This is a genomic window from Rhizobium sp. 05L429 (assembly GCF_056397645.1).
In genome coordinates this window covers 36,851-62,720 of the sequence record NZ_JBFTNV010000027.1, presented here as the reverse complement: position 1 = coordinate 62,720, position 25,870 = coordinate 36,851, and the positions used below count along the sequence as shown (strand labels likewise).

Sequence of the window (25,870 nt, the reverse complement as noted above, 5' to 3'; positions counted from 1 at the left end):
ATGGCCACGCAGAAACGACAAATGCGGCTTGGCGCGTTCATCATGGCCACGGACCATCATGTCGCTGCCTGGCGCCATCCGAACGCACAGGCCGACGCCGGTCTGAACATCGATCACTATCGTGAGCTCGTCCAGACCGCCGAACRCGGTAAATTCGATCTGGTCTTCGTTGCCGACAGTCCCGCTGGCTGGGAGCGCGCCAAGGATCCAGAAGCACTGCGCCGCACCTCCCAGGGCGCCCATTTCGAGCCGGTGACCCTGTGGGCGGCGCTCTCGCAGGCGACAAGCCGTATCGGCTTCGTCGCGACAGCCTCCACCACTTACGAAGACCCCTACCTGCTTGCCCGCAAATTCGCCTCGCTCGATTATATCTCCAACGGGCGCGCGGCCTGGAACGTCGTCACCACAGGTGCCGATGTCTCCAAGAACTTCTCGATCCCCGGCCATCCGGCCCATGCCGACCGTTATGCACGAGCCGAGGAATTCGTCGATCTGGTGAAAGGCTTGTGGGATTCCTACGAGGACGATGCCTTCATCCGCGACAAGGAAAGCGGCGTTTACCTCGATCCGGGCAAGGTGCATCAGCTCGATCACAAGGGTCAGTTCTTCTCCGTCAGTGGTCCCCTGAATGTCGGCCGCCCAGTGCAGGGTTATCCCGTCATTGTTCAGGCCGGCGCATCCGAGCCGGGACGCGAGCTCGCAGCGCGCACCGCCGAGATGATCTTTACCGCCAACCAGACGCTGGAAGATGCCCAGGAATTCTACTCGGACGTCAAGGGCAGGCTCGCCCGCTATGGGCGCACCCCCGACGAGTTGCTGATCAGCCCGGGCATCTTTCCGGTTCTCGGCGGCACGGAGGCGGAAGCCAAAGAAAATTACGACTATATCCAGTCGCTGGTTCACCCCTCGATCGCCTGGAACATCCTGTTGCGCCACTACAAGGGCGTCGATCTCTCGGGCTATTCGCTTGACGATCCGGCACCGCCGCTGCCTGACAATACCGAGCTCAACAAGAGCCGCCTGAAGCTCGTCACCGATCTGGTATCGCGCAACAATCTGACGCTGCGCGAATTCTACCTGGCAGTCGCGACCGCGCGCGGACACCGCACGGTCGTCGGCACGCCGGAGCAAGTKGCAGACGCGATGCAGGAATGGTTCGACTACGGCGCGGCGGACGCCTTCAACATCATGCCGCCGATCCTGCCGACGGGACTGACAGACTTCGTCGATCAGGTCGTTCCGATCCTGCGGAAGCGAGGCCTGTTCCGTGAGGAATACGAAGGCACGACGCTGCGCGAAAACCTCGGTCTTCGCCGTCCACCGAATGCGCTGGCGCTCAAGGCGCGACAGGGCGAAGCTGTGCGAGCCGCCGGATAAGCCTTGCCCCAAGAAATGTGAGATGGGCGGGCATAGCAAGGGAGCCCGGCCACCCTATCCTTAGTCTTCGTCGTTCAATCACAAAGAAGTGCAGGCGCATCGCATGAGCAGCAATCCGGAATTCCTCTGGTATATCCCCAATGCCGTCAAGCCCGGMCATCGCGGCGATTCCACGGCCGAAGACCACAACAGCCTGGAAACACTGACCAGCCATGCCAAGGCTCTGGAAGAGCACGGCTGGAAGGGTGCTCTCATCGGCACCGGCTGGGGTCGCCCGGATACCTTCACACTTGCCACCGCGCTTGCGGCACGCACCACCACCTTCGAGCCGCTGATCGCCATCCGCCCCGGCTACTGGCGGCCGGCGAATTTCGCGTCGGCAGCGGCCTCGCTTGACCATCTCACCGGCGGCCGCGTGCGCGTCAACATCGTCTCGGGCAAAGACAATCTTGCCGCCTATGGCGACAGCGAGGGCGACCAGGCGCACCGCTACGGCCGCACCAAGGAATTCATGCGACTGGTGCGAAAACTATGGACCGAAGAGAACGTTACCTATTCCGGCGAGCACTTCGGGGTCACCGAATCCACGGTCGTTCCCCGCATCGAGGCCCGCGGCGAGCGCCGTCATCCGAAGCTCTATTTCGGCGGTGCATCGGAAGCAGCCGAGCGCGTATCGGCCACGGAAGCCGATGTCCAGCTCTTCTGGGGTGAACCGCTCGATGGCGTGCGGGAACGGATCGAGCGCCTGAAGCGGCTGAGCCGGGACCTCGACCGCGATCTGCCGCCGCTTCAATTCGGGCTGAGGATAACGACGCTGGTGCGCGACACCACAGAAGAGGCCTGGGCCGACGCCGAGGGGAAGATCGCCGAAATGGCGAAGAACGCCGGTGCCGGCTGGCACGATCACCAGCGAACGGTCGCTGTCGGCCAGCAGCGCCTACTCGATCTTCATCAGCGCGGCGAAGTGCTCGACGACAATCTCTATACCACGCCCGGCAAATTTGGCGGCGGCGGGGCGGGCACGACCTGGCTGGTCGGCTCCGCCGCAGATGTCGCCCGCTCGCTGCGCAAATACCAGGAGCTCGGCATCACTCATTTCGTGCTGTCCGACACGCCCTATCTTTCGGAAATCAAACGGCAGGGCGCACAGCTGCTGCCCTTGCTCAATGCCGCATAACGGTGCGCGACAAGCATATCTCCGTCACCGTTAATCGGGCTACACGAGACGCAACGAAAAACAGGCCCGTCGGGCCCGTTTCCGTGTCAGTCGGGCGCCTCAATGGGCGCCAGCACCTCCGCCGCCTTGCGGCTTCCTGGTGAAAAGCAGGGCAATTGCTGCCAGCACCAGCACCACACCGATGACAGCAAATGTATCGCTGAAGCCCATGATCAGTGCCTGGCGCTTGACGATCTGACCGAGGGCGACGATCGCCTTCTGCGATGCGACGGCCGGGTCGGTGACACCATGCTGCGTGAAATAGCCCGACAGTTGGGTCAGGCGATTACGCACCTCATCACGGGTCAGCGTAATCGACTGGCCGATGATGTTCGAATGGAACTGCTCGCGCTTGGTCAGGATCGTGCCGAGCGAAGCCGTGCCGACCGCACCGCCGAGATTGCGCAGCATGTTGGTCAGACCCGAGGCTGCGGCGGCATCGGCGGCCGCGATACCGGCCGTGGTGATGGCGGTGATCGGGGTCAGCACCAGGGCCTGGCCGATGGCGCGCACGATATTCGGGATCAAGAACTGGTCACCGGCATTGTTGGCCGAGAGCGTGATGTTCATGAAGCAACTGATTGCGAAGATCGAGATACCGAGAAAGCCGATATAGCGAGCATCAAAGCGCTTCATCAAAACAGGCACGAGCGGGATGAGCAAGAGCTGCGGCAGGCCGGTCCAGGCAAGCACGTTACCGATCTGCTCGGCATTGTAGCGCTGCACCTGGCCGAGATATTGCGGCAGGATATAGACGGTGCCGAAGAGCGCCACGCCAACCAGCACATTGACCAGCACGCCGATGCCGAAATTGCGCTGGGTGAGCAGGCTCAGCTTTACGAGCGGCTTCTTGACGGTCAGCTCGATCCAGATGAAGGCTGCCAGGAAGACGAAGGCGACGATGGCGAGCTTGACGATGAAGGGCGATGAGAACCAGTCGTCCTTGTTGCCTTCCTCCAGCACGGTCTGCAGGGCGGAAAGGCCGATGGCCATGGTGACGATGCCGGCCCAGTCGCCTTCCTTTAGAAGATGCAGCTGCATCGGCTGCTTTTCGAGCGTCAGCGCGAGAGCCGCCGCCATGATGAGGCTCGGGATGGTGTTGATGAAGAAAATMGTCTGCCATCCGTAATTTTCCGTCAGGTAACCGCCGATCGTCGGGCCGATGGCCGGGGCGAAGGTAACCGACAGAGCAAAGACGGCAAGGCCGAGCGGCTGCTGGTTCTTCGGCAGCTTGGTCAGCACCATGGTGAAGGCCATGGGGATCAAGACGCCACCGGCAAAACCCTGAAGGCCGCGCAGCAGGATCATAGTGCCCAAATCATGCGCGAAGGCGCAGGCCATGGAGAAGAGCGGGAACAGGATGGAATTGACGAGGATATAACGGCGGAACGAGAAGACATTGCTGAAATAGGCCGTCAGCGGAATGACGACGATCTCACCGATCAGATAGGAAGTGGAGATCCAGGCGCCATTATCGACGCCTGTGCCGATGCCGCCCTCGATATCGAGAAGCGAGGCATTGGTGATCTGGATATTGAGGATCGCCATGAAGGCGCCGATCATACCGGCGAGAACGGCGATCCATTCCCTGGTACTGGCCTTGCTGCTGGCKCCCGGCTGCGGGATGGCGCCGGCTGTTGTTGCGATACTGGACATGACACGGGTCTCCTGCCCTTTCGCTTAGTTGCTGCCGGCATCGGCTTTGATGTCGATGCTCGGCTGGACGGACATGCCGGGGCGCAGGTCGCCCTTTTCGGCGGCATCGCCATCAAGCACGATCTTCACCGGGATGCGCTGAACGACCTTGGTGAAGTTGCCGGTGGCGTTGTCGGGCGGCAGCAGCGCGAATTCCTGGCCGCTCGCCGGCGACAGGCTATCGACATGGCCGCGATAGGTGCGACCCGGGAACATATCAACCTCGATATCAACAGGCTGGCCTGCACGGACATCGGTCAGCTGCGTTTCCTTGTAGTTGGCGACGATATAGGCCGCCGTTGTCGGCACCACTGCCATCAGCTGGGTGCCGGCCTGGACATATTGGCCGACGCGCAGCGTGCGGTTGCCGATCGTGCCGTCGACGGGCGCGACGATCGTCGCATAGGAGAGGTTGAGCTCGGCCTGATGCGCGACGGCCTGGTCATGGGCAAGTGTCGCCCTGGCCTGTGCAAGCTCGGCGTTCAGAAGCTCGACCTGCTTGGTTGCGGCATCGAGGGCAGCACTGTCACGTACGATCGTTGCTTGGGCGGCGGCGATTGCCGAGGCTGCCTGCTGGGCGGTCTGGACCGGCGCATAGCCGTTGGTAGCGAGGTTCGTATAGCGCTTGTTGTTCTGCTCCGCGAAGGTCTCGTTGGCCCGGTCAACGTCGAGCGTGGCGCGGGCAGCCGCAATGGTCGACTGCTGGATATCGAGCGAAGCCCGCTTGGCGCTGACGGTGGCGTCAGCAGCGGCGACGTCGGCTTTCGCCTGATCGAGCGCGGTGCGGAAATCGCGGTCATCGATGCGGGCAAGCGGCTGGCCGGCTTTCACCGTTTCATTGTCGCTGACGAGGACCTCGGAAAGATAACCCGAGACYTTCGGTGCGACTGTGGTGCTGTCTGCCTTGACATAGGCATCGTCAGTCGAGACCTCGAAGCGGCCGACCGTCCAGTAATTGTGCCCGTAATAGGCGGCTGCGGCGATGATGGCGATGGCAGCCACACCAATCAGCAGGGAGCGGCCACCGCGCTTGCGGGCCGGTGCTTCTGCGGCCGGAGCGGTGACGGCGGGCTCAGTGACAGGCGGCATCTTGCCGGCATCGAGGGTCGTGGGCGCGGCTGCCGCTGCCGTTTCGCTGGCCGACGCATCGGCTGGAGCGGCATTGTTGTTCAGGGCATGCAGCTTGTTGACGGACATCGTCACTCTCCTGGTGGAAGGTCGCTGTCGTCTCGGCCGCGGCCTTGAAATCTGGCTCAAGTCCAATTTAGGAAACTTGATATTTTCCAAAATATGAGTTAAAAAAGGAAAGTCAACAAGAATTTGGAAAATTGAGATGGTCCAAAATCACAAAATCGAGAAGAAGCCGCGTGGCAGGCCGCAGGTGCGTTGCGACGACGATACGCGCGGCGTGCTCATCGAGGCCGCTAACAGGCAGTTTCACGAGAACGGTTATGCCGCAGTGAGCATCGCCGCGATTGCCCAGGAAGCCGGCGTTTCGACGAAGACGCTCTATCGTCTGTTCCCGACGAAGGCAGATCTGTTTTCCGAAATGGTCTCGGATCGGACCGGGCGTTTCCTGCTGGCGCTCGATCCTGGTACGCTGGCGACGGCCGGGCTCCGCCAGGGGTTGGAGCGCATGCTGATGGCCTATGGCATGCTGACGCTTTCGCAGGATACGATCACGATTACCCGTCTCGTCATTGGCGAATCCGACCGCTTCCCCGAACTCGCCACCTCCTTCTACGAAAAGGCGATCGTCCGAACCAATACGTCGATGGAAAACTGGCTGAGCCGTCAGGTGGAACGCGGGCTGATCAAGCTTGAAGACCCGCACGCCGCTTGCGGCATGTTGCGGGGCATGATGATCATGGAACCCCAGCGCGCCGCCATGCTGCGCCAGCTGCCCGCACCCAACATCGAGGAGATCGCCGCAAGGGCAAGAATGTGCGCGGATATCTTTCTAAAGGGATGCTCTGTTTAGGGACATGGGAAATGCGGGTMTGAATGCAGGCTTCCCCAGAACACGGCGCGGCAGTTCCTACCCCTGAAAATCGTCTCGCTGTCATCTACGCAAGTGACCGCCCACTGTCAAATACAAGACCCGACGAGAAGGAAGGATGACGAACGCATCGTCATTGCCAATCGTCCCGATCACGGTGTTGTTGCTTCTCGTCCTCATACTCATTTGATCCGGCTTGGATATATGCTGCCGGGCGCGTCCGATCGCGTTGTGTCCTCTGTTCTCTGAGAGGTCTCTCCTCCCGCGCTCAATGGCGGTCTGTTTGCTTTGGCCAGATCGCAAGCATAACCCCGTGGGAAACTGTTGCGCACTCATCCTTTCGGATGGCCGTCGATGTGCCAAATTGCTATTGCCGCGGGCCTTGGCCATGATGGGCCACAAGGGACGGACAAGCCATGCAGTCACGCAGAGATATCGCAGACCGGGCGATCGCCCGGGCCCGAGCCCGCGGGCTGCCGATCGACACCGACCCGCAAATTCTTGCGCTCATCAACCAGTGGGCCGAAGGGGCAATCGACGCAGCCGAGATGCGCCGACGCTACTGCGTGCGGCTCGCCGAACGGGCCGAAGCAAGTCGAATGAGACTAAAGAAACAACCGAGCAATGCCGGCGAGGCCGATTGGCCGGTGTTTCCACTTGACGACACGACAGATACTGCCGACAAACCCGGTCCTGAGTTCGAATAGTCGGGCTCGAAAATCAGGAAGAAGAACGCGCATGCGCACGCCGAGACGCCCCGCTAACCCGCATGAAGCGGCCGAGGCCCTGTTCAAACCCGTCAAGAGATCAGCGACACCAGCCGTCGAGCGGCCCGCTCTGCCGAACGCGAAGGAGCTTGTGACCTTGAAGCTCGACAGCGAGGTTCTCGCCCATTTCCAGGCCGGCGGTCCAGGTTGGCAAGAGCGCATCAACGACGCGTTGCGGGCAGCCATTCTCAACAAGGACTGACCGCACCTTGTGACGACGCGTCGGGTGCCTTTTTTGGAGAACCGCCGCAAAATCGCGACGGTACCCAAAGCGAATTTCCGCGACGCGTCAGGCCGCCAGAACCCCCGCCTTTTTTGCCGTCCATGTGGCGATCACGTCCATCAGCGTTGGCGACAGGCAATCGTAAGGCTCAAGTCCAACGTCCTTGAGATGCGACCGCACGACGACCATCTTCCCAGGGTCGTATCCGCTTTCGATAATGGACGATACGAAGGCCGCAAAGCCCGGTCCTGCCCAGCCTTTTTCCTGGAACCGTTCGGGGTGGACGAAGGAAAGTCCCTGGAAAGCATGATCGCGCTCGACTGGCCCGTACATGTGAACCCCGCAATCCTTGCAGGCATGGCGCTGGATCAGCGCGGACGCGTCGACGACCGCCAGCTTGTTTCCATTCTCCAGAACCTCGACGTTCTGCGTCGGAGTCACGGCAACCACCGAAAAGACCGCACCCTTCGGCTTCCAGCATTTCGTGCAGCCACAGGCATGGTTATGGGCGATATCGCCCTTGATGCGGACTTTGACCGGGTTGCTCGCGCAGTTGCACACGAGCGTGCCCCCGACAAATGACGCATCGGTCGCCCGGTATCCGGAATCCACGATCGGGTGGATCGCTACATTGTTCATGCGTTGTCTCCTTCCCTTCCTGGGCCGAGGCGGGATGCCGCGGCCAAGCCCTGTGTCATCGCGCAGATCACTAGACGGGGAGCGCGAGATTTATTGCCTCATCGGGTGAGTATATCACCACGTCGCCGATATCGTCCGCTCCTCTGAGCGGTCGACGCGGTCAACATTCCTCTTTGCCGTGCAAAGCGCGTTGTTCCACTCGTCGGCTTTCGCCGTTTCTTGTCATTTGATGTCGGCTACGTGTCGACTGACGAATTTATGTCAACAGCGGGCCGATAAACTCAAGCGGAAAAATTGCATTGCCGCCAACCCGATTTTCTGGCCCAATGCCGCTTATGCGAATGAAAGGAACCTAACGTCTGACGAGACTGAGGTCGCGACCTTCCCCAAATATGTGGGAGCCCTCGACATCTCGCAGCGAAAGAATACCCGCCTGCAGCGGCGCTACGCACTGACGCCGACATCAAGGTGATCGCCAAGCGCGACAAGGYATCTGCTACCGCAGTCAAGGCCGGCAGCCACCCGGCGATGTCGAAGGCAAACAAGGAGTTCCATATGGCAGTCGCCTACGCCGGCAAGAACCAGTATCTTGCATCGTTCTATGACAAGCTGCTCTCCCAGGGCCAGCGCATGCTGCACCTGAACTTCGAGTATCTGGAACGAACGCGCGAAGGCTCTCTCTTGACCGACGAGCACAGCCTGATGCTTGAAGCGATCCGGGATCGGAACGTCGATCTTGCCGATGAACTGGCTCACGCAGATACGTGGCAATTCCAGGACAATTTCATCAACTTCATGCGAGAAAACTATACGACCGACGTGACGCTCGGACCTCTCAGGGCTGCGGAGTAGGCCATGACAATCACAAGCATCGGCTTCGTCGGAACGGGGGCCATCAGCGAGGCTATGGTGCGCGGTCTTCTCGCCGAACCGGCCTTTGCATCACAGGTCTATCTCTCCCCTCGCAACCCCGACACCGCGGGTCGGCTTGCATCCCAATTCCATGCAGTCGCGGTCGCGTCGGACAACCAGACGGTCGTCGATCGCAGTGACATCGTCGTACTGGCGATACGCCCGCAGATCGCCCGGGAGGTCGTCGGCGATCTCGTCTTCCGGGACGGCCAGTCGGTGATCAGCCTCGTCGCGGCGACCGAGAGGCAGACCCTGCTGGACTGGATCGGAGCAGACGTGCATCTGGTCCAGGCAATCCCGCTGCCCTGCGTCGCCGGAAGGCAGGGCGTCACTGCGATCTATCCTCCCGACACGAGCGTCGCGGCGCTCTTCGATACCCTTGGCAGTGCCGTGCAATGCGCATCGAGGAAGGAATACGATCTTCTTGCCGCCGCGAGCGCGCTAATGTCGACCTACTTCGGCGTGATGGAAATCACAACCGCATGGCTCGAGGAGAATGGGTTGGAGAAATCGAAGGCGAAGGCCTATCTCGCGCCTCTCTTCGAAAGCTTGGCAAGGCGGGCTAGCGAGAACTCGRGGGAGGATTTCTCCGACCTAAGCCGCGAGTTCGCCACCAAGGGCGGGCTCAACGAACAGGTTCTAACAGACTTCGAGACCATGGGTGGACGCTTCGCCCTGCATACAGCACTCGACCGGGTGCTCGCGCGCATCGAGGGTCAATCCTAGAACGTCGGCGGTGTGCAGGCGCTGATAACCTCACAGGGCACCGGGCCGACGCATCTGAAGCGATGCGGGCGTCGGCTCTCGAAATAGTAAGCGTCCCCTGGACCAAGGATCCGACGCTCGTTGTCGACCGTAACCTCCAGCCTTCCGGAAAGGACGATCCCGCCTTCCTCCCCCTCGTGGACGAGCGCAACCTTCCCGGTGTCGGCGCCGGGCTGATAACATTCCCTCAACATCTGCAGACTTCGGCCGAACATGCTCTCGCCGACCTGCCGGTAGGAGATTCCTCCCTTGCCGATCTCGACCAGTTCCTCCGCCGCATAGAACGCCTTCCTCGGCGCCTCCGGCTTGAGAGCGAAGAATTCGGCCAGCCCGATCGGTATCCCATCCAGGATGCGCTTCAACGCACCCACCGAAGGATTCGAGCTGTTCGATTCGATCAATGAAATCGTCGAGTTCGGAACTCCGGTCTTCTTCGCCAGTTCACGCTGGGACATGTTATGGGCGGTGCGCACGTGGCGCAGGCGATTTCCAATATCGATGGACATGAGCGTTGTTCTTGTTGTTCAGAATAGCCAAATCCTAGATTCGAAATGCCGTTTTTTCAATGGGTTATATCAGAGAAGAAAAGGGCTTGTTCGGTCATGGAAATACCTGAAGTGTTCGCCGAGCCGAAGGAGAGCACAATGGATCAGATCAACATGACGAACGCGCCCATACTCGATAACTTCTGGATGCCGTTCACGGCAAACAGGCAGTTCAAAGCCGCACCGCGTCTCCTCGCATCTGCCGAGGGTATGTACTACACCGACGTCGACGGCAACCGCGTTCTCGACGGAACAGCGGGCCTCTGGTGCTGCAACGCCGGCCACGGGCGCAAAAAAATCTCCCAGGCGGTGGAACGCCAGCTCTCGACGATGGACTTTGCCCCGACATTCCAGATGGGGCATCCGATCGCCTTCGACTTCGCCGCCAAGTTGGCGAGGATTGCCCCCGGTGGTGCCGACGCCAAGCTTGATCGTGTCTTTTTCACGGGCTCCGGATCGGAATCGGTCGACACTGCCTTGAAAATCGCGATCGCCTATCAGCGGGCGATCGGCCAGGGCAGCCGCGCGCGCCTTATCGGCCGCGAGAAGGGCTATCACGGCGTCGGCTTCGGCGGCATTTCAGTCGGCGGCCTCGTCAACAATCGCCGGATGTTTCCGCAGATTCCCGCCGATCACATGCGTCATACGCTCGACGTAGAGCGCAACGCATTCTCGAAAGGTCTGCCGGAACATGGCGTCGAGCTCGCCGACGATCTCGAACGTCTCGTCCAGCTACACGGCGCCGAAACCATCGCCGCCGTGATTGTCGAGCCGATGTCCGGCTCGGCGGGCGTCATCCTTCCTCCAAAGGGATACCTGCAGAAACTGCGCGCAACCGCCGACAAGTATGGCATCCTGCTGATCTTCGATGAGGTGATCACCGGGTTCGGCCGTCTCGGAACGCCGTTCGCAACAGACTATTTTGGCGTCGTTCCTGATCTCGTCACGACGGCAAAGGGCCTGACGAACGGCACGATCCCGATGGGCGCCGTCTTCGCCAGCCGGAAGATCTACGACGGCCTCATGGCCGGTCCGGAAAACGCGATCGAGCTCTTCCACGGCTACACCTATTCCGGCCACCCGGTCGCATGCGCCGCGGGCATTGCGACCCTCGACATCTACGAGGAGGAAGGATTGCTGACCCGCGCTGCGGATCTTGCGGACTATTGGCAGGATGCATTGCATTCACTGAAGGACCATCCTCACGTTGTCGACATCCGCAACCTTGGCCTTGTCGGTGCGGTGGAACTCGCGCCTCGCGACGGAGCGCCGGGAACGCGGGCCTACGACGTCTTTGTCGACTGCTTCAAGAAGGGGTTGCTGATCCGCGTGACCGGCGACACCATCGCGCTCTCTCCGCCGCTGGTCGTCGAGAAGAGCGAGATCGACACGATCGTCTCCACGATCGGCGACGCACTGAGCCGCGCGGCTTGACTTCGATTGCGGCGGGGTCGGACGACCGGCCTCGCCGCAAGCAACACATGCATGCCGCTACGCCCCGCAGTGTGCGTGGAACGCCGAGCCTTCGATGGCTGATCAGGTGTTTCTTGCCTCGTCGGCTGTCCGCGCGCGCTCTCGCGTGCCGGAAACGATAATCTCCAGCACTTCATGCTCGTCGGTATTCCTGATGTAGCGATCGCCGACATATTCGCCGCGCTTGAGCACCATGACGCGGTCACCCACGGCAAAAATATCGACCAGACGGTGTGAGATGATGATCTGGGCGACGCCCTGCTTCTTCAGTTCCAGCATGGTTTCGAGCAACCGTTCCGTCGCCATCACGGAAAGGTTGGCGGTCGGCTCGTCGAGGATCACGACGCGCGGCTCGAACGAGATTGCGCGGGCGATCGCGACGGATTGCTGGCGGCCACCCGACAGGCTTTCGACCTTCTGATAGACGGAGTTCACGTCGACCTTGAGCCGTTTCAGCACGCTGTCGGCTTCCGCATACATCTTCCGCCTGTTAACGAAAGGGCCCTTGAGCGGCCAGCGGCCAAGGAAGATGTTCTGGCCGACATCCATGTTGCCGCAGAGCGCGAAATCCTGGTAGATCATCTCGATGCCGACGTCGCGGCTCTCATGCGGGCTCTTGAAGCGCACCGTCTGGCCGGCAACGAGGATATCACCCGCATCGCGCTGATAGGCACCGGTCAGGATCTTCATGAGCGTCGATTTGCCGGCGGAGTTGTCGCCGACCAGGCCGAGAATCTCACCGGGATAAAGCGTCAGATCGACCTTGCGAAGCGCCTGGACGGCCCCGAAGGCTTTTTCGATGCCGCGCATTTCCACGATCGGCGCGGATGATGTCGCCTCAGCCATGACTGCTGTCCCCTCTTCTCAGCCGCGCTCGCAGGCGCCCGAAAATATTGGCCTGGCGCACCCATATATCGATCAGCACCGCGACGATGAGGATGACGCCGATGAAGACGTTGATCCAGTGCTGCGGCATGCTGAACCCCTGGACGTTAAGTTGAAGCAGTGCGCGGACGAGCGTGATGACGGCGGCGCCCGCAAGCGAGCCGATCATCGTGCCGTAACCGCCGAAGATCGATCCGCCGCCGATGATGACAGAAGCGATCGCATCGAGCTCGCGAAACTGGCCGGCGACCGGGTTGAAGCTGCGGAAGTAGGCGACGTTGATGATCCCGGCCATGGTTGCGCAGATCGCCGACAGCATCAGCGAGATGAAGCGCACGCGGTTCGTATTGATGCCGGCATAGGCCGCGGCGCGCACGTTGCCGCCGGCGGCGCAGACCTTCAGCCCGAGTGGTGTATAGGCAAGCACGATACCGGCGATCACGGCAACGAAAAACATCCAGATCGTCTGGATGCTGACGACCTCGGCCACCGAGCGAATGATCCCCGGCGGCAATGCAAGGCCGAAATGCAGGAGAATATCATTCACCTTGCGTCCGAGYAGGTTATAGCCCTCGGGCCAGCCGGTCAGCTGTTGTCCAGCGACGAACCAGGCGGCCAGCCCCCGGGCAATGTAGAACATGCCGAGCGTGGCGATGAAGGCAGGCAGTTTGAAGCCGACGACGACCATGGCGTTGACGGCGCCGGCAGTCATCCCCGCAAACAGGCCCATCGCAACGGCAGTGAGCGGGTCGGCGCCGAGCACCTTCAGGAAATAGGCAGCCGTGCTGCCGGCAAGGGCAAGCACCGCGCCGACGGAGAGATCGATATCGCCGGCTGCGATGACATAGGTGAGCCCGACCGCGATGAGGGCGAGTTCCGTATAGTTGAGCAGGATGGCAAAGGTGTTGGGCAGGTTCCACCAATAGTCCGGCCTCAGCACGAGGCCCGTCAGCCACAACACGGCCGTCAGGATGATGGCGAGGGCATCGCGGCGGGCGAGAAACTTGCCGAGCCCGGTGGCAGACAGCGCCATGTCGGCCGCCATCGCCCCCTTGGTCTGGACACCTTCAATCGCCACGCCGCCCATCTCGTAGGCCGGCGGAGGCGGCCGGCCGCGCAGCCATGCCCATAGCCGGGCCGCAACCTGGCGCCGGATAAGGAAGGGCTCGATCAGCACGGCGATGACGAGAAGCAGACCCAGGAAAACCAGCACGGCGCCTGCCGGCAGGGTGAACTTGGCGCCGACTGCGATGCTTTCACCGTCGATCACGACGATGCGCGTGATCGGCCACCCCTCGCGCAGCACCTTGTCGATCAGCACGACGACCGCAGCACCGAGGCAAGACCCGATCACCCGCCCGCGCCCGCCAAGGATCGATGCGCCGCCGATGACGACGGCTGCGATAACGGTGAGTTCCCAGCTGACACCATAGAGAGGGGTGACACCCTTGTCCTGTGCGGCCGACAGGAGAGCCGCAAGGGTGGCGCAAAGCGAGGAGAGCAGATAGGCGMGAATGCGCACCCAGCGTGAGCGAATGCCGGCATAGACCGCCGCCTGCTCGTTTCCGCCGGTGGCGAAAGTCTCATAGCCCCAGCGGGTCTTGGCAAGCACAGTGGCCCCAACTATGGCGATGAGGAAGAAGATCGCGATCTGGTTGTTGAAGCCGAGGATATTCGTCTCGCCGAGATGGAAGAACAGCGGATGGTCTTTCGCCTTGTCGGAGTAATAGATTGCCTGACCATGTGTGAGCGCTAGCACGAAGCCGCGACCGATGAAGAGGATCGTCAACGTCGCGATGAAGGCCGGCACTTTCAGGACGGTGACGAGCACGCCGTTGATCAGGCCGATCGCCGAGCCCAAGAGCACGCAGAGGATCACCGACGGGATGATGCCGAAATCCAGAAAGTTCGGGGCAAAAAGCCTGGCGAAGACGACGGCGACCAGACCGTAGGTCGAACCGACCGACAGATCGAGATCCCTGTTGACGATGACGAAAGTCATTCCGACCGCGATAATCCCCACACGGGACGTATCGCGCAGAAGCGCGTGAAGGGCCTCTGTCGATCCGAAGAAGGCCGGATTGACGAGGGCTCCGCAGAAGTAGAGCAGCGCAAGAAACATGAGGAGCCCCGCCTCCCAACCGCCGACGAGCTGGGGCGGCGCACGGCCGAGTGATGTCGTCGTGGCGAGCTCCATGTGTTTTTACCGACCGATCCTTGCTGCCGTGTGGCGGGAGGGTTCGCGCCCTCCCGCCACGATTTCAGGCGTTCTAGACGAAATCAGTTCTCGAAGCGCTTGCCGACCTTGGCGACGTTATCCTTCGTCACCAGCTGGGCACGCGTGTCGAGATTGGCAGCCGAGATACCGCGATCGATCTGGAGATAAAGCTGCATCACAGGCCAGAAGCCCTGCAGGAAGGGCTGCTGACCCAGCGAGCCGGTCAGGTTCCCCGCTGCGATGCCTTCCTGCTGTGCCGGGCCGAGATCGAAACCGTAAGCGCACAACTTGCCGGTCTTCCCCATCTGGGCAACCGCCTTGACGAGCGGCGGCGTAAAGACGTTGTTGGCTGTGAAGGCGCCGACCACGTCACCGCGGGACTCGAAGAGCGAAACAAGGGCGTTGACGGGGTCGTTCGGGTTCGTGTCGATGCCGACATTCTCCGGACCGGCGTCAACCTTGAAGGCATCGAGCTTGCCGGCGTCCTTCAACGTCTTGACGATGGCATTGAAGGCGGCGGTGACACGGTTGTTCACCTCGATATTGCCCATCGCTGTGGAGGACGGCAGCAGGATCGAGCCGCTGGTCGCGCCGCTGTCAAGCACGCATTTGGCCAGCGCCTCGCCGCCGATTGCCGCCGCCGACGCATCCTGGCCGGTGTGGCTGATCGCGCTCCGGTGCAGAATGTTGCCGTCGAACGAGTTGGTCGTCGCGATCGGGATGCCAGCCGCCTCGGCAGCCTTGACGATGTCGTTATAGGCGCCGACCTGCGGCGTCGTCATGATGATGCCGTCGATGGTCGGGTCCTGAATGATCTGGTTCAGGATCTCGAGCTCGCGGGCGGGGTCGTCCACCGGCGATTCCGAACCGAGCAGCAATATCTTGGCGCCGATCATATTGCCGGCAACGGTCGCGCCGACATAGACAGGGTCAAAGAAGCCATTGCCTGCCGTATGCGTTACGATCGCGAAGGTCAAATGCCCGTCAGCCGAATGGAAATCCTTCGTGCCGGGGGCCTCTTTTGCGGCTTCCTCGAAGTTGTAGCCGCCAACCGCTTTCTCGACGCCGCCCGACTGCGCAAATGCATGCGAGACGCCGAGCGACAGTATCGCGGCCGATGCCGCGTAGAACAATACCCGCCTCATGATTGGTCCTCCCTTGTAACCAAGGGAGGAAAGCCGTTCGAGCGCAATGTATCGAGAGTGGGGCCGAAGGCTTATCCTCCCATTTGCTAATATTCTGCGCAATTCTGTTTCAAGTAAACAGTAATCCCATCGTGCTTGCGAATTTGTTCGCTATGGAAGAGCCCGCAGATCAACCAAGCCAATTGACGAAGGCGACAGCATTACTCGCTCAATATCTCAAGCAGCAGGCTGCCTAAAGGCGGAGACTATATGTCCCTCTCCGGCCGCCAGGAATATTTGGAACAGAGCCATCCTGCCCAAGACTGGGCGGTCGAAGAACTCGCACGGAAGATGGGAGCTTCTCGATCCGGTTTTGCCGAACGCTTCACCAGGGCAGTTKGAGAGACGCCTGCTTGCTATGTCGCCCGAATGCGCATGCGTCAAACGCATCAGTGGCTGCGCGAAGGATAGCGTGTCGGCGCGATTGCCGAACGACTCGGCTATGAATCCGAGGTCTCGTTCAGCCATGCATTCAAGCGCATCATCGGCGCTCCGCCTGTAACATTTCGCTCGCGTGCCGATCCGCGCCCCGGGTCAACTCGCATCCTGAATAACGACCGACGGACTGCGTCTGGAACGGCACTCGCCCTACTGCGATTTCACCAGTCCCGAGAAACCGGCGACGGCCAGAAGGCTGAGCGCCCAGCCAATCACCGACTGGAAGAAATAGTAATTCAAGGTGAAGGTGCCGTTTGGTTTCAGGGAGTCCGGCCGCCAGTATTCCTTTTGCCCGATCGACGCCACCGGCAGGAGAACATCCAGCGAATACATCAGTGCATTGAATTCCGGGTAGCTTGCTGCCTCCGGCTGATTGCGAAAGCATGTGAGCTGGTTCTGACCGACCTCGGCACGTCCGGTCAGATCCTGTCCGGCATTTGGCATGAAGCGGGTTTCGGTTCGTTGCAGATCGCACATCGTCCATTCGGGGGAGCGCAGCACGACCGGGCTGTTTGGTTTCATCGCGCCACCTCGGTAGGCAATCGCAAAGACCCCGGTACCGATCGCCCAGAAGAGCATCAGCCAGACCAGCGCCAGGAGAGGCTGCCGCCCGTAGCGCAGCGTCACCGCGAGAATGGCGTCCATAACCGCCAGGGCGACCCTCAAGGCGGGGTTTTTGGCACGCGCCCGACGTGCCTTTCGCTGCAGCCGCTCCTTGGTGATGAGGACAGCGCGGGCTTCCTCGTCATGGCCCATCTCCCTCAGGACCTTCGACAGTTGCTCGTAGGGCTGAGGCCAGAAGTCCGCCTTCCAGCGTTCAGGGGTTTGGCGTGCCAGCCAGTCAAGGCGGCTTTCCGCGTCCGCAGGACCACCGATGAAAGCACCATACCGGCAGCGGTTTAGAAGCAGGTCGCCGGTTTTCGGCCAGCTCGCCGGCTCATCATCAATCGCACCGATCGTCGTGGCCGTCAGGTCGAGCGTGCCCTCAACAGATGCGTTCTGTCGCAAAAAGAACGCGCCGTCGATTGTGGTTCGATTGAGCCTCAATGCGTAGCCCCCCGGCTGCGAAAGTGAGGCCGACGTGCAATCAATGTCGCCACGGAAACGGGCACCGAGCAGACGCGTCTCACCGACAATGGTCGTCCCTCTTAAAGCGAGGTCCCCTGCTGCCACAATCCCGTCACCGTTCAGCACGACTTCGCCCGGCCGCTCCAAGCGAGCGCCGACCGCGTTGACATCGCCACCAAGGCGGACCGCAGAAAGATTGAGGCCACCGCGCACATCGGCACCGCGCAACAGGATGCCGCCGCCGGTTTCCAATCCATCGGCGTCGAGCGCGATCCCGTCAGGCGAAGCAATCGAGACGCCATCCGCTTCAATGCTACCACCGATACGCGCGCCCGGGAGCCGGATTTCGCCAGTTACGATCGCGGCGCGAAGCGAGAGGCAACCGCGTGCTTCGAGCCTATCAGCCTGCAGTCCGGGCAAGGCCGAGCCGTCCAGGAACAGATTGTCGATAATGGCGGAGCGCAATATGGGCGAAGCTTCGAAATGGCAGTCCTTAAGGCCAATGTCGCGAGGAATTCTGCACCCCTCGAGGTCAAGGATACCGGTTATCCAAGCTCCAGTCAGCCTCAGCCCTTTTTCATGGAGACGGTATCCATCGCTACCGAGGATGAGATAGCGCAAAACATCCGCCCGCACAGTTCGCTCGGGATCTTCGTCTTCCGGGCGCAGGCCATCGCCCAACCGATCAAAGTCGCCCGTCTGCAGATGTGCAACCACCTTCTCTTCCGCCAAGCTGAGTGGGCAATAATCAGCAAGGCTGGGTGCGACGGGAACGACAGATCCCGATTGCGGGGCTTTCTCGTTCATGAAACCGGCATCCGTTTGGATCGGGCTACATCTATTGCTCCGAAACGGCGCTGCAGAGGAGTAACCGTGCCTGATCTGTGCATCATCTGACCGACTTGAGAGGCGTGAAAATTCATAACATCGTTCCCTCCAACACGACGCCTACGCTAATCTTCGCCGGTGAGCGTGTCGCCAATCAAATAGGTCGATCGATGTGACACACAGCATGTTCCGGATGTAAGCCTGACGCGCAGCGTGATTGATTTCGCCGTTTTGGATACGGGTCAAGAGATGGCACAAAAATGCGCGGGGATGCGACGGCATATCGGACCCCAAGCATAGTTTCTGGATTCAGTGCCGATCACAGCCCGATGCAGCCGATGCTAATGTGGMGTCAAGACCCACCAAGCTCGTGGTGACCGGCAAAACGCCGGATCGAAATCGGCCCGTGGGGGGAGATGCATGAACTTAACCCCGCCTACCCAGACTGCACGCCACCACTCCACTCGAACCCATCGAAAGCCTGCGCGATGCCAGAAAATCGAGCAACACTCCAACCACGCCCATCGGGATTGTCACAGGGCCTGATCCTTCTCTCGGGTTTCCTGTTTGTCGTCTGGCTGGTGGTCAATTCATCTATGGAGGCCCCGATCGTGGCCGTCGGCGCGCTGGTATCTTTGGTCCTGGCATCGATTTTCATGCGTCGCGGCGATGTCTGGAAAATCACGGTAACGCCCGCCAAGGTCCTGCATTTCATTGCCTATACCGGCGTTTTCCTGGTTGAGCTGGTAAAGGCGAATATGAACATGCTGCGCTACGTTTACGCGCCGCGTATCATTATTCGTCCAGGGATCGTCAAGGTGAAGATGCCGCTCAAGTCGCCGATCGGTCGGCTGGCTCTTGCCAATTCAATCGCGCTTACGCCCGGCTCGCTTGTCATGGATCTCAAAGGAGATGCCCTCTTCATTCATTGGCTTGACGTAAAGACCACCGACCCGGAGGAAGCAAGCCAGATGATCATCGGCCCTTTCGAAAAGCACCTGGGGGCGGTATTTGGCTGAGATTATCCTGCAGATTGCCGTGGTTCTGATCTTCTTCAGCATCGTTTTTGGCGTGCTGCGGCTGATAATCGGCCGCACGGCGATTGATCGTGTGGTGGCGATCGACATGCTGACCGTTGTCACAATCTCGTTGATAGCGCTCTACGCCCACATATCGGGCCGCTTTGTCTATATCGACGTTGCTCTTGTCTACGGACTGCTCAGCTTTCTGGCGGTTCTTGCCATTGCCGGCTTCCTGGAAAAAGGGCCGTAGCCGCCATGCTCGAGATGCTGATCCTGTTGGTTTGCGGCAGCATTCTGGTGAGCGGAGTGCTGGCCGTCTTGCTCACCAATCTGATGGCGGCGATGGTCAGCGCGGGTCTTGCAAGCCTGTTTGCGGCAGCATCTTATGTGCTCCTGGCCGCGCCTGATGTCGCTATGGCCGAAGCCGCGATCGGCTCGGGCCTAGCAACGCTGATCTTCCTTTATGCGATCCGCAAGACCAGAGGCGGAGGACCTGTCGATGAATGAGTTGGTCGGCAGTCTGACGATCCTCGTTGGGGCGTTCTTCCTCTTTTCCGCGGGTGTCGGCCTGCTGCGCATGCCCGATGTCTTCACCCGCATTCAAGCGGGCACCAAGGCCTCGACCCTGGGCAATATTCTCGTTCTAGCCGGACTTGGCGTCTATCATCCGGACTGGTCGTTGAAGCTGTTGATCATCGCCTACTTCGTGCTGATGACCAATCCGCTGTCGTCACATGCGCTGTCGCGGGCCGCGCATGCAATCCGCACGCCGATGGCGGCTGCGACCATCATTGACGCCCTGCGCGACGAGAACGACGGCGCCGGCAAAGAGGGCTCGGCATGAGGCGCGCGTTTAGCCTGCTCGGCGTGCTGATATTCGGCATCATCTTCGCTTCACTCGTCAGCAACTACGACGAGCGCCAGACGCTTTCGGCACTGGCGGTGCACTATCTGACCGAGGTCCCCGCCAATCTTGGTGCGCCAAACGTCGTGACCGGAATTCTGATTACCTTTCGCGGGTTTGATACGCTCGGCGAAGTCGCGGTACTGTTCATGGTGGCGGCAAGTGTCGGCCTGCTGCTTGCGAGTGACACGGGCGAGAAGACACTTTCCCGCAACAGCGGATCCGATGGTACCGGACACGGTCCGAGCGAACTGGTGCGCAACGGTGCAGAGGTTGTCCTTCCGCTGATATTCCTCTTCGGCGCCTATGTCATCATGAATGGTCACCTGTCGGCCGGCGGTGGTTTTCAGGGGGGCGCAGTCGTTGCCTCCGGTGTCATGCTCCTAATGCTCGCCTATCCCTCCGGATCGATCAACCACGGCTTTCTCAGCACAACGGAATCGCTTGCAGGCGTGTTTTACGTCCTGATCGGCATCGTCGGCATCGCCTTCGGCAGCGGCTTTCTCGACAGCCATATTCTACCGCGGGGCAATTTTGGGACGCTGTTCAGTGCCGGGGCGATCCCGCTGATTTCGGCTCTGCTGGGCATCAAGGTCGGCGCGGAACTGAGTGTCATTATCGACCGGTTTCGCAGCTAGACGAGATGGGGAGCGCCATGGGGCTGCCGATATCACACATACTTCTGGCCACGGGATTTCTTCTCATCCTCATTGGTTTCTGGGGGATGCTGAGGCATCGCAACATCCTTCGCATCATCATCGGCTTTTCGCTGATCGACACCGGCATGCACATGGTCCTCGTGGCGACCGGCTATGTCACCGGTGGGACCGCGCCGATTGTCGACGAAGCGCTCAACGCATCAGATGCGGCCAAGCACGCCGTCGACCCGATTCCGGCCGCGCTCGTCGTGACGGCCATTGTCATCGGCTTTTCGGTGACCGCAATCATGCTGTCCTTCGCGATCAGACTCCACGCCGTGAGGAAAACACTCTCGATCGACGCGCTGACGGAGTCCAAATGGTAGACAGCCTTCTGCAGCCGCTGAACATTTTCCTGCTTGGCCTTGGTGGAGGATTTCTCATCCCCCTGCTCTATCGCATCGCCAAGCCATTGCCGGCGATCGGTTTTGTCGTGGCGCTCCTAGGAATGACCGTCATTTCATGCGTCTGCCTTTGGCGTATCCACAATGGCGGGCCGACCTTCGAGATCCTGACCGCCGGCAGCGTCCCGCCGTTCTCGATCAATCTGCGTTTTGGTCCGTGGGAGGGTTTTTTTTCGGTTTGCGTCAATGTCGTCGCGCTTCTCGGCGCCTGGCACCTCTGGCAGCGGCTGCGCTCAAACTATTCGACGCTTCTGCTCTACCTGATCCTGATCATGGGCATCAACGGGATGGTGATGACCCGCGACCTCTTCAACCAATTCGTTTTCCTGGAGATCATGTCGATCGGGACCTATGGGCTTCTTGGACTGGAGCGGACCCCCGCAGCGCTTGCAGCCAGCTTCAAGTACATCATGGCGACGGTGCTCGCCTCCTCATTCTTTCTTTTGGGCGCCGGGCTCCTCTACCATGTGACCGGCACACTCAATATCGACGAGATGATCGCCAACCGGGCGGCCATATTCGGCCCGATCGGGGCGACTGCACTGCTGTTCGTGCTTACCTGTCTCGTACTCGAGCTGAAGCCGTTCCCTGCCAACGGGTGGGGACTCGACGTCTACGAGACGGCCCATAGCGGCATCGCGGCACTTTCCTCCGTCGGAGTGTCGGCCGGCGTATTCTTTGCTCTTTTCAAGCTGCTGCCGCTTTTTGACGATCATCTGGGCATTCTCGCTGTCTCGGGCGGCATAACCTTCCTGTTCTCCAATCTCGTCGGGCTCAGGCAGACAAGCGTGCAACGAATGCTTGGCTATTCCTCGATCGCACAGATGGGACTTCTGGTACTGGCACTTGCGCTGCTCCATCAGCTCAAAGCCGAGCAGTCGCTGCCGCTGGTTGTCGGGGGGCTCTTCGTCAATCATCTACTGGCCAAGGCCGGCCTGTTCTGGCTTGCCGGCATCGTCGAGCGCACCCAAGTCGACGGGTGGTCCGAGATTGCCGGAAATCGTCTTTTGCTCTCGATCCTTGCAGTGTTCTTGGTCGCTATTTCCGGGTTGCCTCCATTCCCAGGATTCTGGGCGAAATGGGAGCTCGTGATGCAGGCTGCGGCTGGCGAGCGATCTGTCTGGATAGCCGTCATCCTGGTCGGATCGCTGCTTGAGGCAGCCTATATGTTCCGCTGGTTCAAGCAGGCGACGCGACCGCCGTCGAGCGCGACACACACCAGCTTTCTGACCGGTCCCCCTGCCTCGTTCAGCCTTGATCCGTCCAGGTTGGTTCCGGTGGTGGCCAGCGCTGTTTTGCTGTTTGTGAGCGGCTACGTGGCGGCAGTTTTTGCGGGCGCAGTGTCGCTATGGCTTGTCGCACCCCTTTGTGTCGGTGGCGTTCTTTGCCTTCTCGATGGCCTTCCCGGTAGGATCAAGTGCGTATTGACACTGGCGGCGGTGCTGGTTGTCGGAGCGTGGATCACTGCCGACCTCGAAGGTTTGCCTCGATTATTTGCCGCACTTCTTCTCGCCGGCGGCCTGGTCATTGCTTTTGCCAGTCTCTATCGCACCGATGCTCGCCGAGGCTTCTATCCAATGATGGCGATCCTGCTTTTGTCGATCGCCAGTCTGTTACGCGCCACTACCAGCCTGGAGTTTTTCTTCCATTGGGAAATCATCACTCTCTCTTCCTATTTCCTGATCGCGCAACGGCCTGGTGCTCACTCCTACGTGCTGCAGTTCCTGCTTTTTTCCCTGGTATCGGCCTTTTGCCTGCTCGCAGGCTTCGGCATTGCCACCGATGCCAACGGCAGCACCGCACTTTCGGCGTTCGCTACGGCCGGCCCGGATGCGGCACCTGCCTTCATGTTCCTCGCGATCGGCTTTCTGATCAAGGCCGGCGCGGTTGGCGTCCATGTCTGGCTGCCCGGCGCTTATGCCGAGGCCGACGATGACCTGTCGGCCATGCTTTCCGCCGTGATCAGCAAGGTGGCGGTCTTCGGATTGTTCATGGTGACATACCTCGCCATTCGCTCCGACGTCGGGCTCGAGATGGCGCACGTGATGGGTTGGATCGGACTTCTGACGACCATTGCTGGGGCTGTTATGGCTTTCCAGCAAACCGATCTGAAACGAATGCTCGGCTATTCCAGCATGAGCCAGATCGGCTACATCATCACTGCGATTGCGTTGATGAGCCATCTCGGCTGGGTCAYGGCCTTCTACCTTGTTGCCAATCACCTGATGGTCAAGGGCATCCTCTTTCTCGCAGCCGCGGCCGTCATCTTGCGTACCAATACCAGGTTGTTCGATGAGACCGGTGGCCTCGCCAGAGAAATGCCGCTCACCTTTGCTTGCGTGATTGTTGCACTTGTCTCGATGTCCGGTCTGCCGCCGCTTGCCGGCTTCGGCGGTAAATGGCTGCTGCTGAGCGCGATGATGGACAGGGGCTGGTATGGTCTCGCGATCGTTGGCGTTCTCGCGACGTTCATCGGTTTTCTATACATGTTCAGATTTGGCTATTCGATCTTCCTTGGTCCGCGAAGGCCCGCGGCTGCGGCGGAGGCGCCCTTGCCGCTTCTGGTCGCGCAGTTCGTTCTGATCCTCGCAATTATCTTGCTGTCGTTTTTTCCGAAACTGGTAATGGACCCCGTGTCTGCCGCGATCGATCCCTATTTCGCCTCGACGCTGGTTTGGCAGGGTATGTCGCTTGAGACCATCTATGGCTACTGGAATCCTGTCCCTGTGATGGCGGTCACTGTCGCGATCACAGTGGTCCTCTTCGGGGGCTTCGTATTGGTCTATCGAACCGGGCACGGGCGCTCCATTCCCGTGAGCACGGCGCATTTTTACGCCTTCTATCGATCGGCGTTTGCTCMACTCGTCACCCCAATTGCAAACTTTATCTGGGATGGAATCTGCGATCTGACGGTCGGCGCGGCGGGACTAGTGCGAAGGGTCTACACGGGCAACGGCCAGACATACGTGCTCTATGTGCTCTATTATGCAATCGCGATCTATCTGCTGGGGACTTTCAGGAATCCAATCTGATGTGCCAGCAAGCAGGCTAACAATCTTGCCCTCACGGCCGCTATTGGCTGGCGGCTGCCTGTGCGATCCCACCCAGAATGCGGCTCGGAAGAAAAATTATCAGTGATGCAGCACCCTCGATCACCGATGCGCCGTCGGCGAGCATTGTCTGGCTGGCAGGTCCCTGGTCCTCTCTAAGTACACTGCGTATCAAGGCATCGTTGTTGACCACGTCCATCAGTGTCGGTGAACTGGCAAAGACGCTGTGCCGGCCGCCATCGATATCAGAGACATCGATAACCGCGATCTCTCTCTTTTGAAGGACGGCGACGTCGGAGCCGCTGCCGACACGCGGGTGGCCGCCCGCCAATCGCCGGGAAAACCCGAGAGCGCGATCGCGCTGTGAGACGATGATTGCAAACGGTCGCGGGATGTCACCAATGTCGTCGATCTGGCTCAGGAAGACGTCGACATCGATATCAGGTGCGGCGAGAACCACGCCACCCAGGCGCTTCAACGTGCTGGTGCGTCCCCTGAGGGCAAGATCACGCAAAGCTTCCGTGACGACATAGGCGCCCATGGAATGGCCAACCACAATAATTCTCTTCGCATTGGTCTCTGCCGCGATCTCGATCGTCTCGGCAAGTCCTCGCCGGCCAACAAGGGCGCTGTCGCGATCAAAGACGTAAAGCGGGATCGATGCTCCTGACGGCCAGGCGTAATGCAGCGAGACCGACTTGATACCGTAGTCATAGCTGATCTGGGCGTTGCGGAAGACGCTGTCGGCGAAGTTGTTGTTGTATCCGTGGACGAAAATGAAGATCTCGCGATTTTCCGGCGAGCGTTGCGCGAGCGCGACATTTAGCTGCCTGATGAAGTCCTGCCGCTCGGCAATCGGCTGATAGGTCCGCGCTGAAAAGTGCCTGCTTGGATCAGGGCTCCGTCCGCTTTTCTCGACGCGGCCGGCAACGTGGTTTTGCGGGATACCAATGTCTAGTTTCGCAAAATTCAACGTCTTCGACCGCTCGGCCGAATATGGCAGGGAAAGATTGTTGGATCGGGTACGCGTGGTCGCGACGTAGATCGGAACGATTGCCCGCGGTTCTGCTCCTGACGATGATGCGATTGGAAGGCCAAGCACCGCGCGTGGTCCGCCACAGCCGACGAGAGCCAACAGAATGATCACAATGACGGACAATCGAATTGAGGACACGGGCTCGATCTAGTTCCCTGGGAAGCCGTTAAAATCGTTCAACAAGAAAGACAATCGGTTCGGATCGCTCACGCTGGCCACACGCATGAGGCGAAGCACTTCCTTGTTCTAAGCTATCCGCAGCGGGTGCGGTAGATGAATTCCAGTTGTTACTTGCAGTATTCAGATTTCCGTGTCGGTCGGGCGACAAAAAATGATGCTGAACAACTTGCATCGATAATGATCCTCGCGGCCACAGACTGCCAAAATCTGGACTGCAGGCATGTTTGCGGGATTCTATGCTGATCACTTCGCTTCTTGAACCGCTCTATAGTTCCCAACCAGAGCGCTGCGCCTTCGGTTCCGGAGATTGCGTAAGCCGAGCCGAACGTTAAAGGGAGCACGAT

The 25,870-nt window shown here is 60.2% G+C and carries 23 protein-coding genes and 2 pseudogenes; 16 read left to right on the top strand and 9 right to left on the bottom strand.

Features of this window, described 5'->3' with window-relative positions; all coding sequences use genetic code 11:
* Nucleotides 1-1,377, top strand: coding sequence for an LLM class flavin-dependent oxidoreductase (locus AC1DNW_RS24980; protein ID WP_477854659.1), 1,377 nt, complete (start codon nt 1-3; stop codon nt 1,375-1,377).
* 103 nt (nt 1,378-1,480) lie between these two features.
* Nucleotides 1,481-2,554 carry an LLM class flavin-dependent oxidoreductase gene (locus AC1DNW_RS24975; RefSeq protein ID WP_477854658.1) on the top strand — a complete coding sequence of 358 codons (1,074 nt, stop codon included), beginning with the start codon at nt 1,481-1,483 and terminating at the stop codon, nt 2,552-2,554.
* Nucleotides 2,555-2,653: 99 nt separating this feature from the next.
* Here AC1DNW_RS24975 and AC1DNW_RS24970 read toward each other — a convergent pair whose 3' ends face one another.
* Together AC1DNW_RS24970 and AC1DNW_RS24965 are read right to left on the bottom strand one after the other, a co-directional pair.
* The gene (locus AC1DNW_RS24970) at nt 2,654-4,249 is read right to left on the bottom strand and encodes a DHA2 family efflux MFS transporter permease subunit (RefSeq protein WP_477854657.1); all 1,596 of its coding nucleotides are present in this window, start codon (nt 4,247-4,249) and stop codon (nt 2,654-2,656) included.
* A 24-nt stretch (nt 4,250-4,273) separates the two neighbouring features.
* Nucleotides 4,274-5,485, bottom strand: coding sequence for an HlyD family secretion protein (locus tag AC1DNW_RS24965; RefSeq protein WP_477854656.1), 1,212 nt, complete (start codon nt 5,483-5,485; stop codon nt 4,274-4,276).
* A 136-nt stretch (nt 5,486-5,621) separates the two neighbouring features.
* Between AC1DNW_RS24965 and AC1DNW_RS24960 the strand changes: the two genes are divergently transcribed.
* The 3 genes from AC1DNW_RS24960 to AC1DNW_RS24950 all read left to right on the top strand — a co-directional run bounded on the left by AC1DNW_RS24960 (nt 5,622) and on the right by AC1DNW_RS24950 (nt 7,256).
* The gene (locus AC1DNW_RS24960; RefSeq protein WP_477854655.1) at nt 5,622-6,269 is read left to right on the top strand and encodes a TetR/AcrR family transcriptional regulator; all 648 of its coding nucleotides are present in this window, start codon (nt 5,622-5,624) and stop codon (nt 6,267-6,269) included.
* A gap of 434 nt (nt 6,270-6,703) precedes the next feature.
* Entirely contained in the window at nt 6,704-6,994 is a 291-nt protein-coding gene (locus tag AC1DNW_RS24955; RefSeq protein ID WP_477854654.1) for a hypothetical protein, read from the top strand.
* A 31-nt stretch (nt 6,995-7,025) separates the two neighbouring features.
* On the top strand, nt 7,026-7,256 hold the full coding sequence (locus AC1DNW_RS24950; RefSeq protein ID WP_113296914.1) for a BrnA antitoxin family protein: 231 nt from the start codon (nt 7,026-7,028) through the stop codon (nt 7,254-7,256).
* An 87-nt stretch (nt 7,257-7,343) separates the two neighbouring features.
* Here AC1DNW_RS24950 and gfa read toward each other — a convergent pair whose 3' ends face one another.
* Entirely contained in the window at nt 7,344-7,916 is a 573-nt protein-coding gene (gfa, locus tag AC1DNW_RS24945) for an S-(hydroxymethyl)glutathione synthase (protein WP_113335051.1), read from the bottom strand.
* A 370-nt stretch (nt 7,917-8,286) separates the two neighbouring features.
* Between gfa and AC1DNW_RS24940 the strand changes: the two are divergent.
* Both AC1DNW_RS24940 and AC1DNW_RS24935 read left to right on the top strand, forming a co-directional pair.
* Nucleotides 8,287-8,768, top strand: a pseudogene (locus AC1DNW_RS24940) (FCD domain-containing protein); the annotation flags it as partial.
* Nucleotides 8,769-8,771: 3 nt separating this feature from the next.
* Nucleotides 8,772-9,554, top strand: coding sequence for a pyrroline-5-carboxylate reductase (locus AC1DNW_RS24935; RefSeq protein WP_477854653.1), 783 nt, complete (start codon nt 8,772-8,774; stop codon nt 9,552-9,554).
* On the opposite strand, the gene AC1DNW_RS24930 is transcribed toward AC1DNW_RS24935, so the two are convergent.
* Nucleotides 9,551-10,099 (bottom strand): cupin domain-containing protein, encoded by a 549-nt coding sequence (locus AC1DNW_RS24930; RefSeq protein ID WP_113508176.1) that lies wholly within the window; start codon nt 10,097-10,099, stop codon nt 9,551-9,553. The two genes, AC1DNW_RS24935 and AC1DNW_RS24930, sit on opposite strands and share 4 nt — an antisense overlap.
* 138 nt (nt 10,100-10,237) lie before the next feature.
* Here AC1DNW_RS24930 and aptA point away from each other — a divergent pair, with 138 nt between their 5' ends.
* A complete protein-coding gene (gene aptA, locus AC1DNW_RS24925) occupies nt 10,238-11,572 on the top strand; it encodes an omega-aminotransferase AptA (protein WP_477854652.1) in 1,335 nt (444 codons plus the stop codon).
* Between the two features lie 102 nt (nt 11,573-11,674).
* Here the strand turns inward: aptA and AC1DNW_RS24920 are convergent, their stop codons facing one another.
* From AC1DNW_RS24920 to AC1DNW_RS24910, 3 genes are all read right to left on the bottom strand, one after another.
* Nucleotides 11,675-12,457 carry an ATP-binding cassette domain-containing protein gene (locus AC1DNW_RS24920; protein ID WP_477854651.1) on the bottom strand — a complete coding sequence of 261 codons (783 nt, stop codon included), beginning with the start codon at nt 12,455-12,457 and terminating at the stop codon, nt 11,675-11,677.
* On the bottom strand, nt 12,450-14,693 hold the full coding sequence (locus AC1DNW_RS24915; RefSeq protein ID WP_477854650.1) for an ABC transporter permease: 2,244 nt from the start codon (nt 14,691-14,693) through the stop codon (nt 12,450-12,452). The genes AC1DNW_RS24920 and AC1DNW_RS24915 overlap by 8 nt, the downstream gene beginning before the upstream one ends.
* An 83-nt stretch (nt 14,694-14,776) precedes the next feature.
* Nucleotides 14,777-15,859: a substrate-binding domain-containing protein gene (locus AC1DNW_RS24910; protein WP_477854649.1), complete on the bottom strand. Its 1,083-nt coding sequence runs from the start codon at nt 15,857-15,859 to the stop codon at nt 14,777-14,779.
* A 291-nt stretch (nt 15,860-16,150) separates the two neighbouring features.
* Between AC1DNW_RS24910 and AC1DNW_RS24905 the strand changes: the two are divergent.
* Nucleotides 16,151-16,414: pseudogene (locus AC1DNW_RS24905) on the top strand (helix-turn-helix transcriptional regulator); the annotation flags it as partial.
* A gap of 72 nt (nt 16,415-16,486) precedes the next feature.
* Here the strand turns inward: AC1DNW_RS24905 and AC1DNW_RS24900 are convergent.
* Complete coding sequence (locus AC1DNW_RS24900; RefSeq protein ID WP_477854648.1) at nt 16,487-18,211, bottom strand: hypothetical protein; 1,725 nt, start codon at nt 18,209-18,211, stop codon at nt 16,487-16,489.
* Nucleotides 18,212-18,648: 437 nt separating this feature from the next.
* Here AC1DNW_RS24900 and AC1DNW_RS24895 point away from each other — a divergent pair, with 437 nt between their 5' ends.
* Genes AC1DNW_RS24895 through AC1DNW_RS24865 form a run of 7 tightly spaced genes read left to right on the top strand, consistent with a single transcriptional unit; the run spans nt 18,649 to nt 24,292 of the window.
* On the top strand, nt 18,649-19,251 hold the full coding sequence (locus AC1DNW_RS24895; protein ID WP_477832910.1) for a Na+/H+ antiporter subunit E: 603 nt from the start codon (nt 18,649-18,651) through the stop codon (nt 19,249-19,251).
* Nucleotides 19,244-19,504 carry a monovalent cation/H+ antiporter complex subunit F gene (locus AC1DNW_RS24890; protein WP_113296923.1) on the top strand — a complete coding sequence of 87 codons (261 nt, stop codon included), beginning with the start codon at nt 19,244-19,246 and terminating at the stop codon, nt 19,502-19,504. The genes AC1DNW_RS24895 and AC1DNW_RS24890 overlap by 8 nt, the downstream gene beginning before the upstream one ends.
* A 5-nt stretch (nt 19,505-19,509) precedes the next feature.
* Nucleotides 19,510-19,761, top strand: a complete 252-nt coding sequence (locus AC1DNW_RS24885) for a hydrogenase subunit MbhD domain-containing protein (RefSeq protein WP_113296924.1) — start codon at nt 19,510-19,512, stop codon at nt 19,759-19,761.
* Nucleotides 19,754-20,098, top strand: a complete 345-nt coding sequence (gene mnhG, locus AC1DNW_RS24880; protein WP_113307969.1) for a monovalent cation/H(+) antiporter subunit G — start codon at nt 19,754-19,756, stop codon at nt 20,096-20,098. Before AC1DNW_RS24885 ends, mnhG begins: the two co-directional genes overlap by 8 nt.
* On the top strand, nt 20,095-20,796 hold the full coding sequence (gene mbhE, locus AC1DNW_RS24875; protein ID WP_113307970.1) for a hydrogen gas-evolving membrane-bound hydrogenase subunit E: 702 nt from the start codon (nt 20,095-20,097) through the stop codon (nt 20,794-20,796). Before mnhG ends, mbhE begins: the two co-directional genes overlap by 4 nt.
* Before the next feature lie 17 nt (nt 20,797-20,813).
* Nucleotides 20,814-21,182 (top strand): sodium:proton antiporter, encoded by a 369-nt coding sequence (locus AC1DNW_RS24870; protein WP_477832908.1) that lies wholly within the window; start codon nt 20,814-20,816, stop codon nt 21,180-21,182.
* Nucleotides 21,176-24,292: a complex I subunit 5 family protein gene (locus AC1DNW_RS24865; protein ID WP_477854647.1), complete on the top strand. Its 3,117-nt coding sequence runs from the start codon at nt 21,176-21,178 to the stop codon at nt 24,290-24,292. Before AC1DNW_RS24870 ends, AC1DNW_RS24865 begins: the two co-directional genes overlap by 7 nt.
* 40 nt (nt 24,293-24,332) lie before the next feature.
* On the opposite strand, the gene AC1DNW_RS24860 is transcribed toward AC1DNW_RS24865, so the two are convergent.
* On the bottom strand, nt 24,333-25,484 hold the full coding sequence (locus tag AC1DNW_RS24860; RefSeq protein WP_477854646.1) for an alpha/beta hydrolase: 1,152 nt from the start codon (nt 25,482-25,484) through the stop codon (nt 24,333-24,335).
* Between the last annotated feature and the right edge of the window lie 386 nt (nt 25,485-25,870).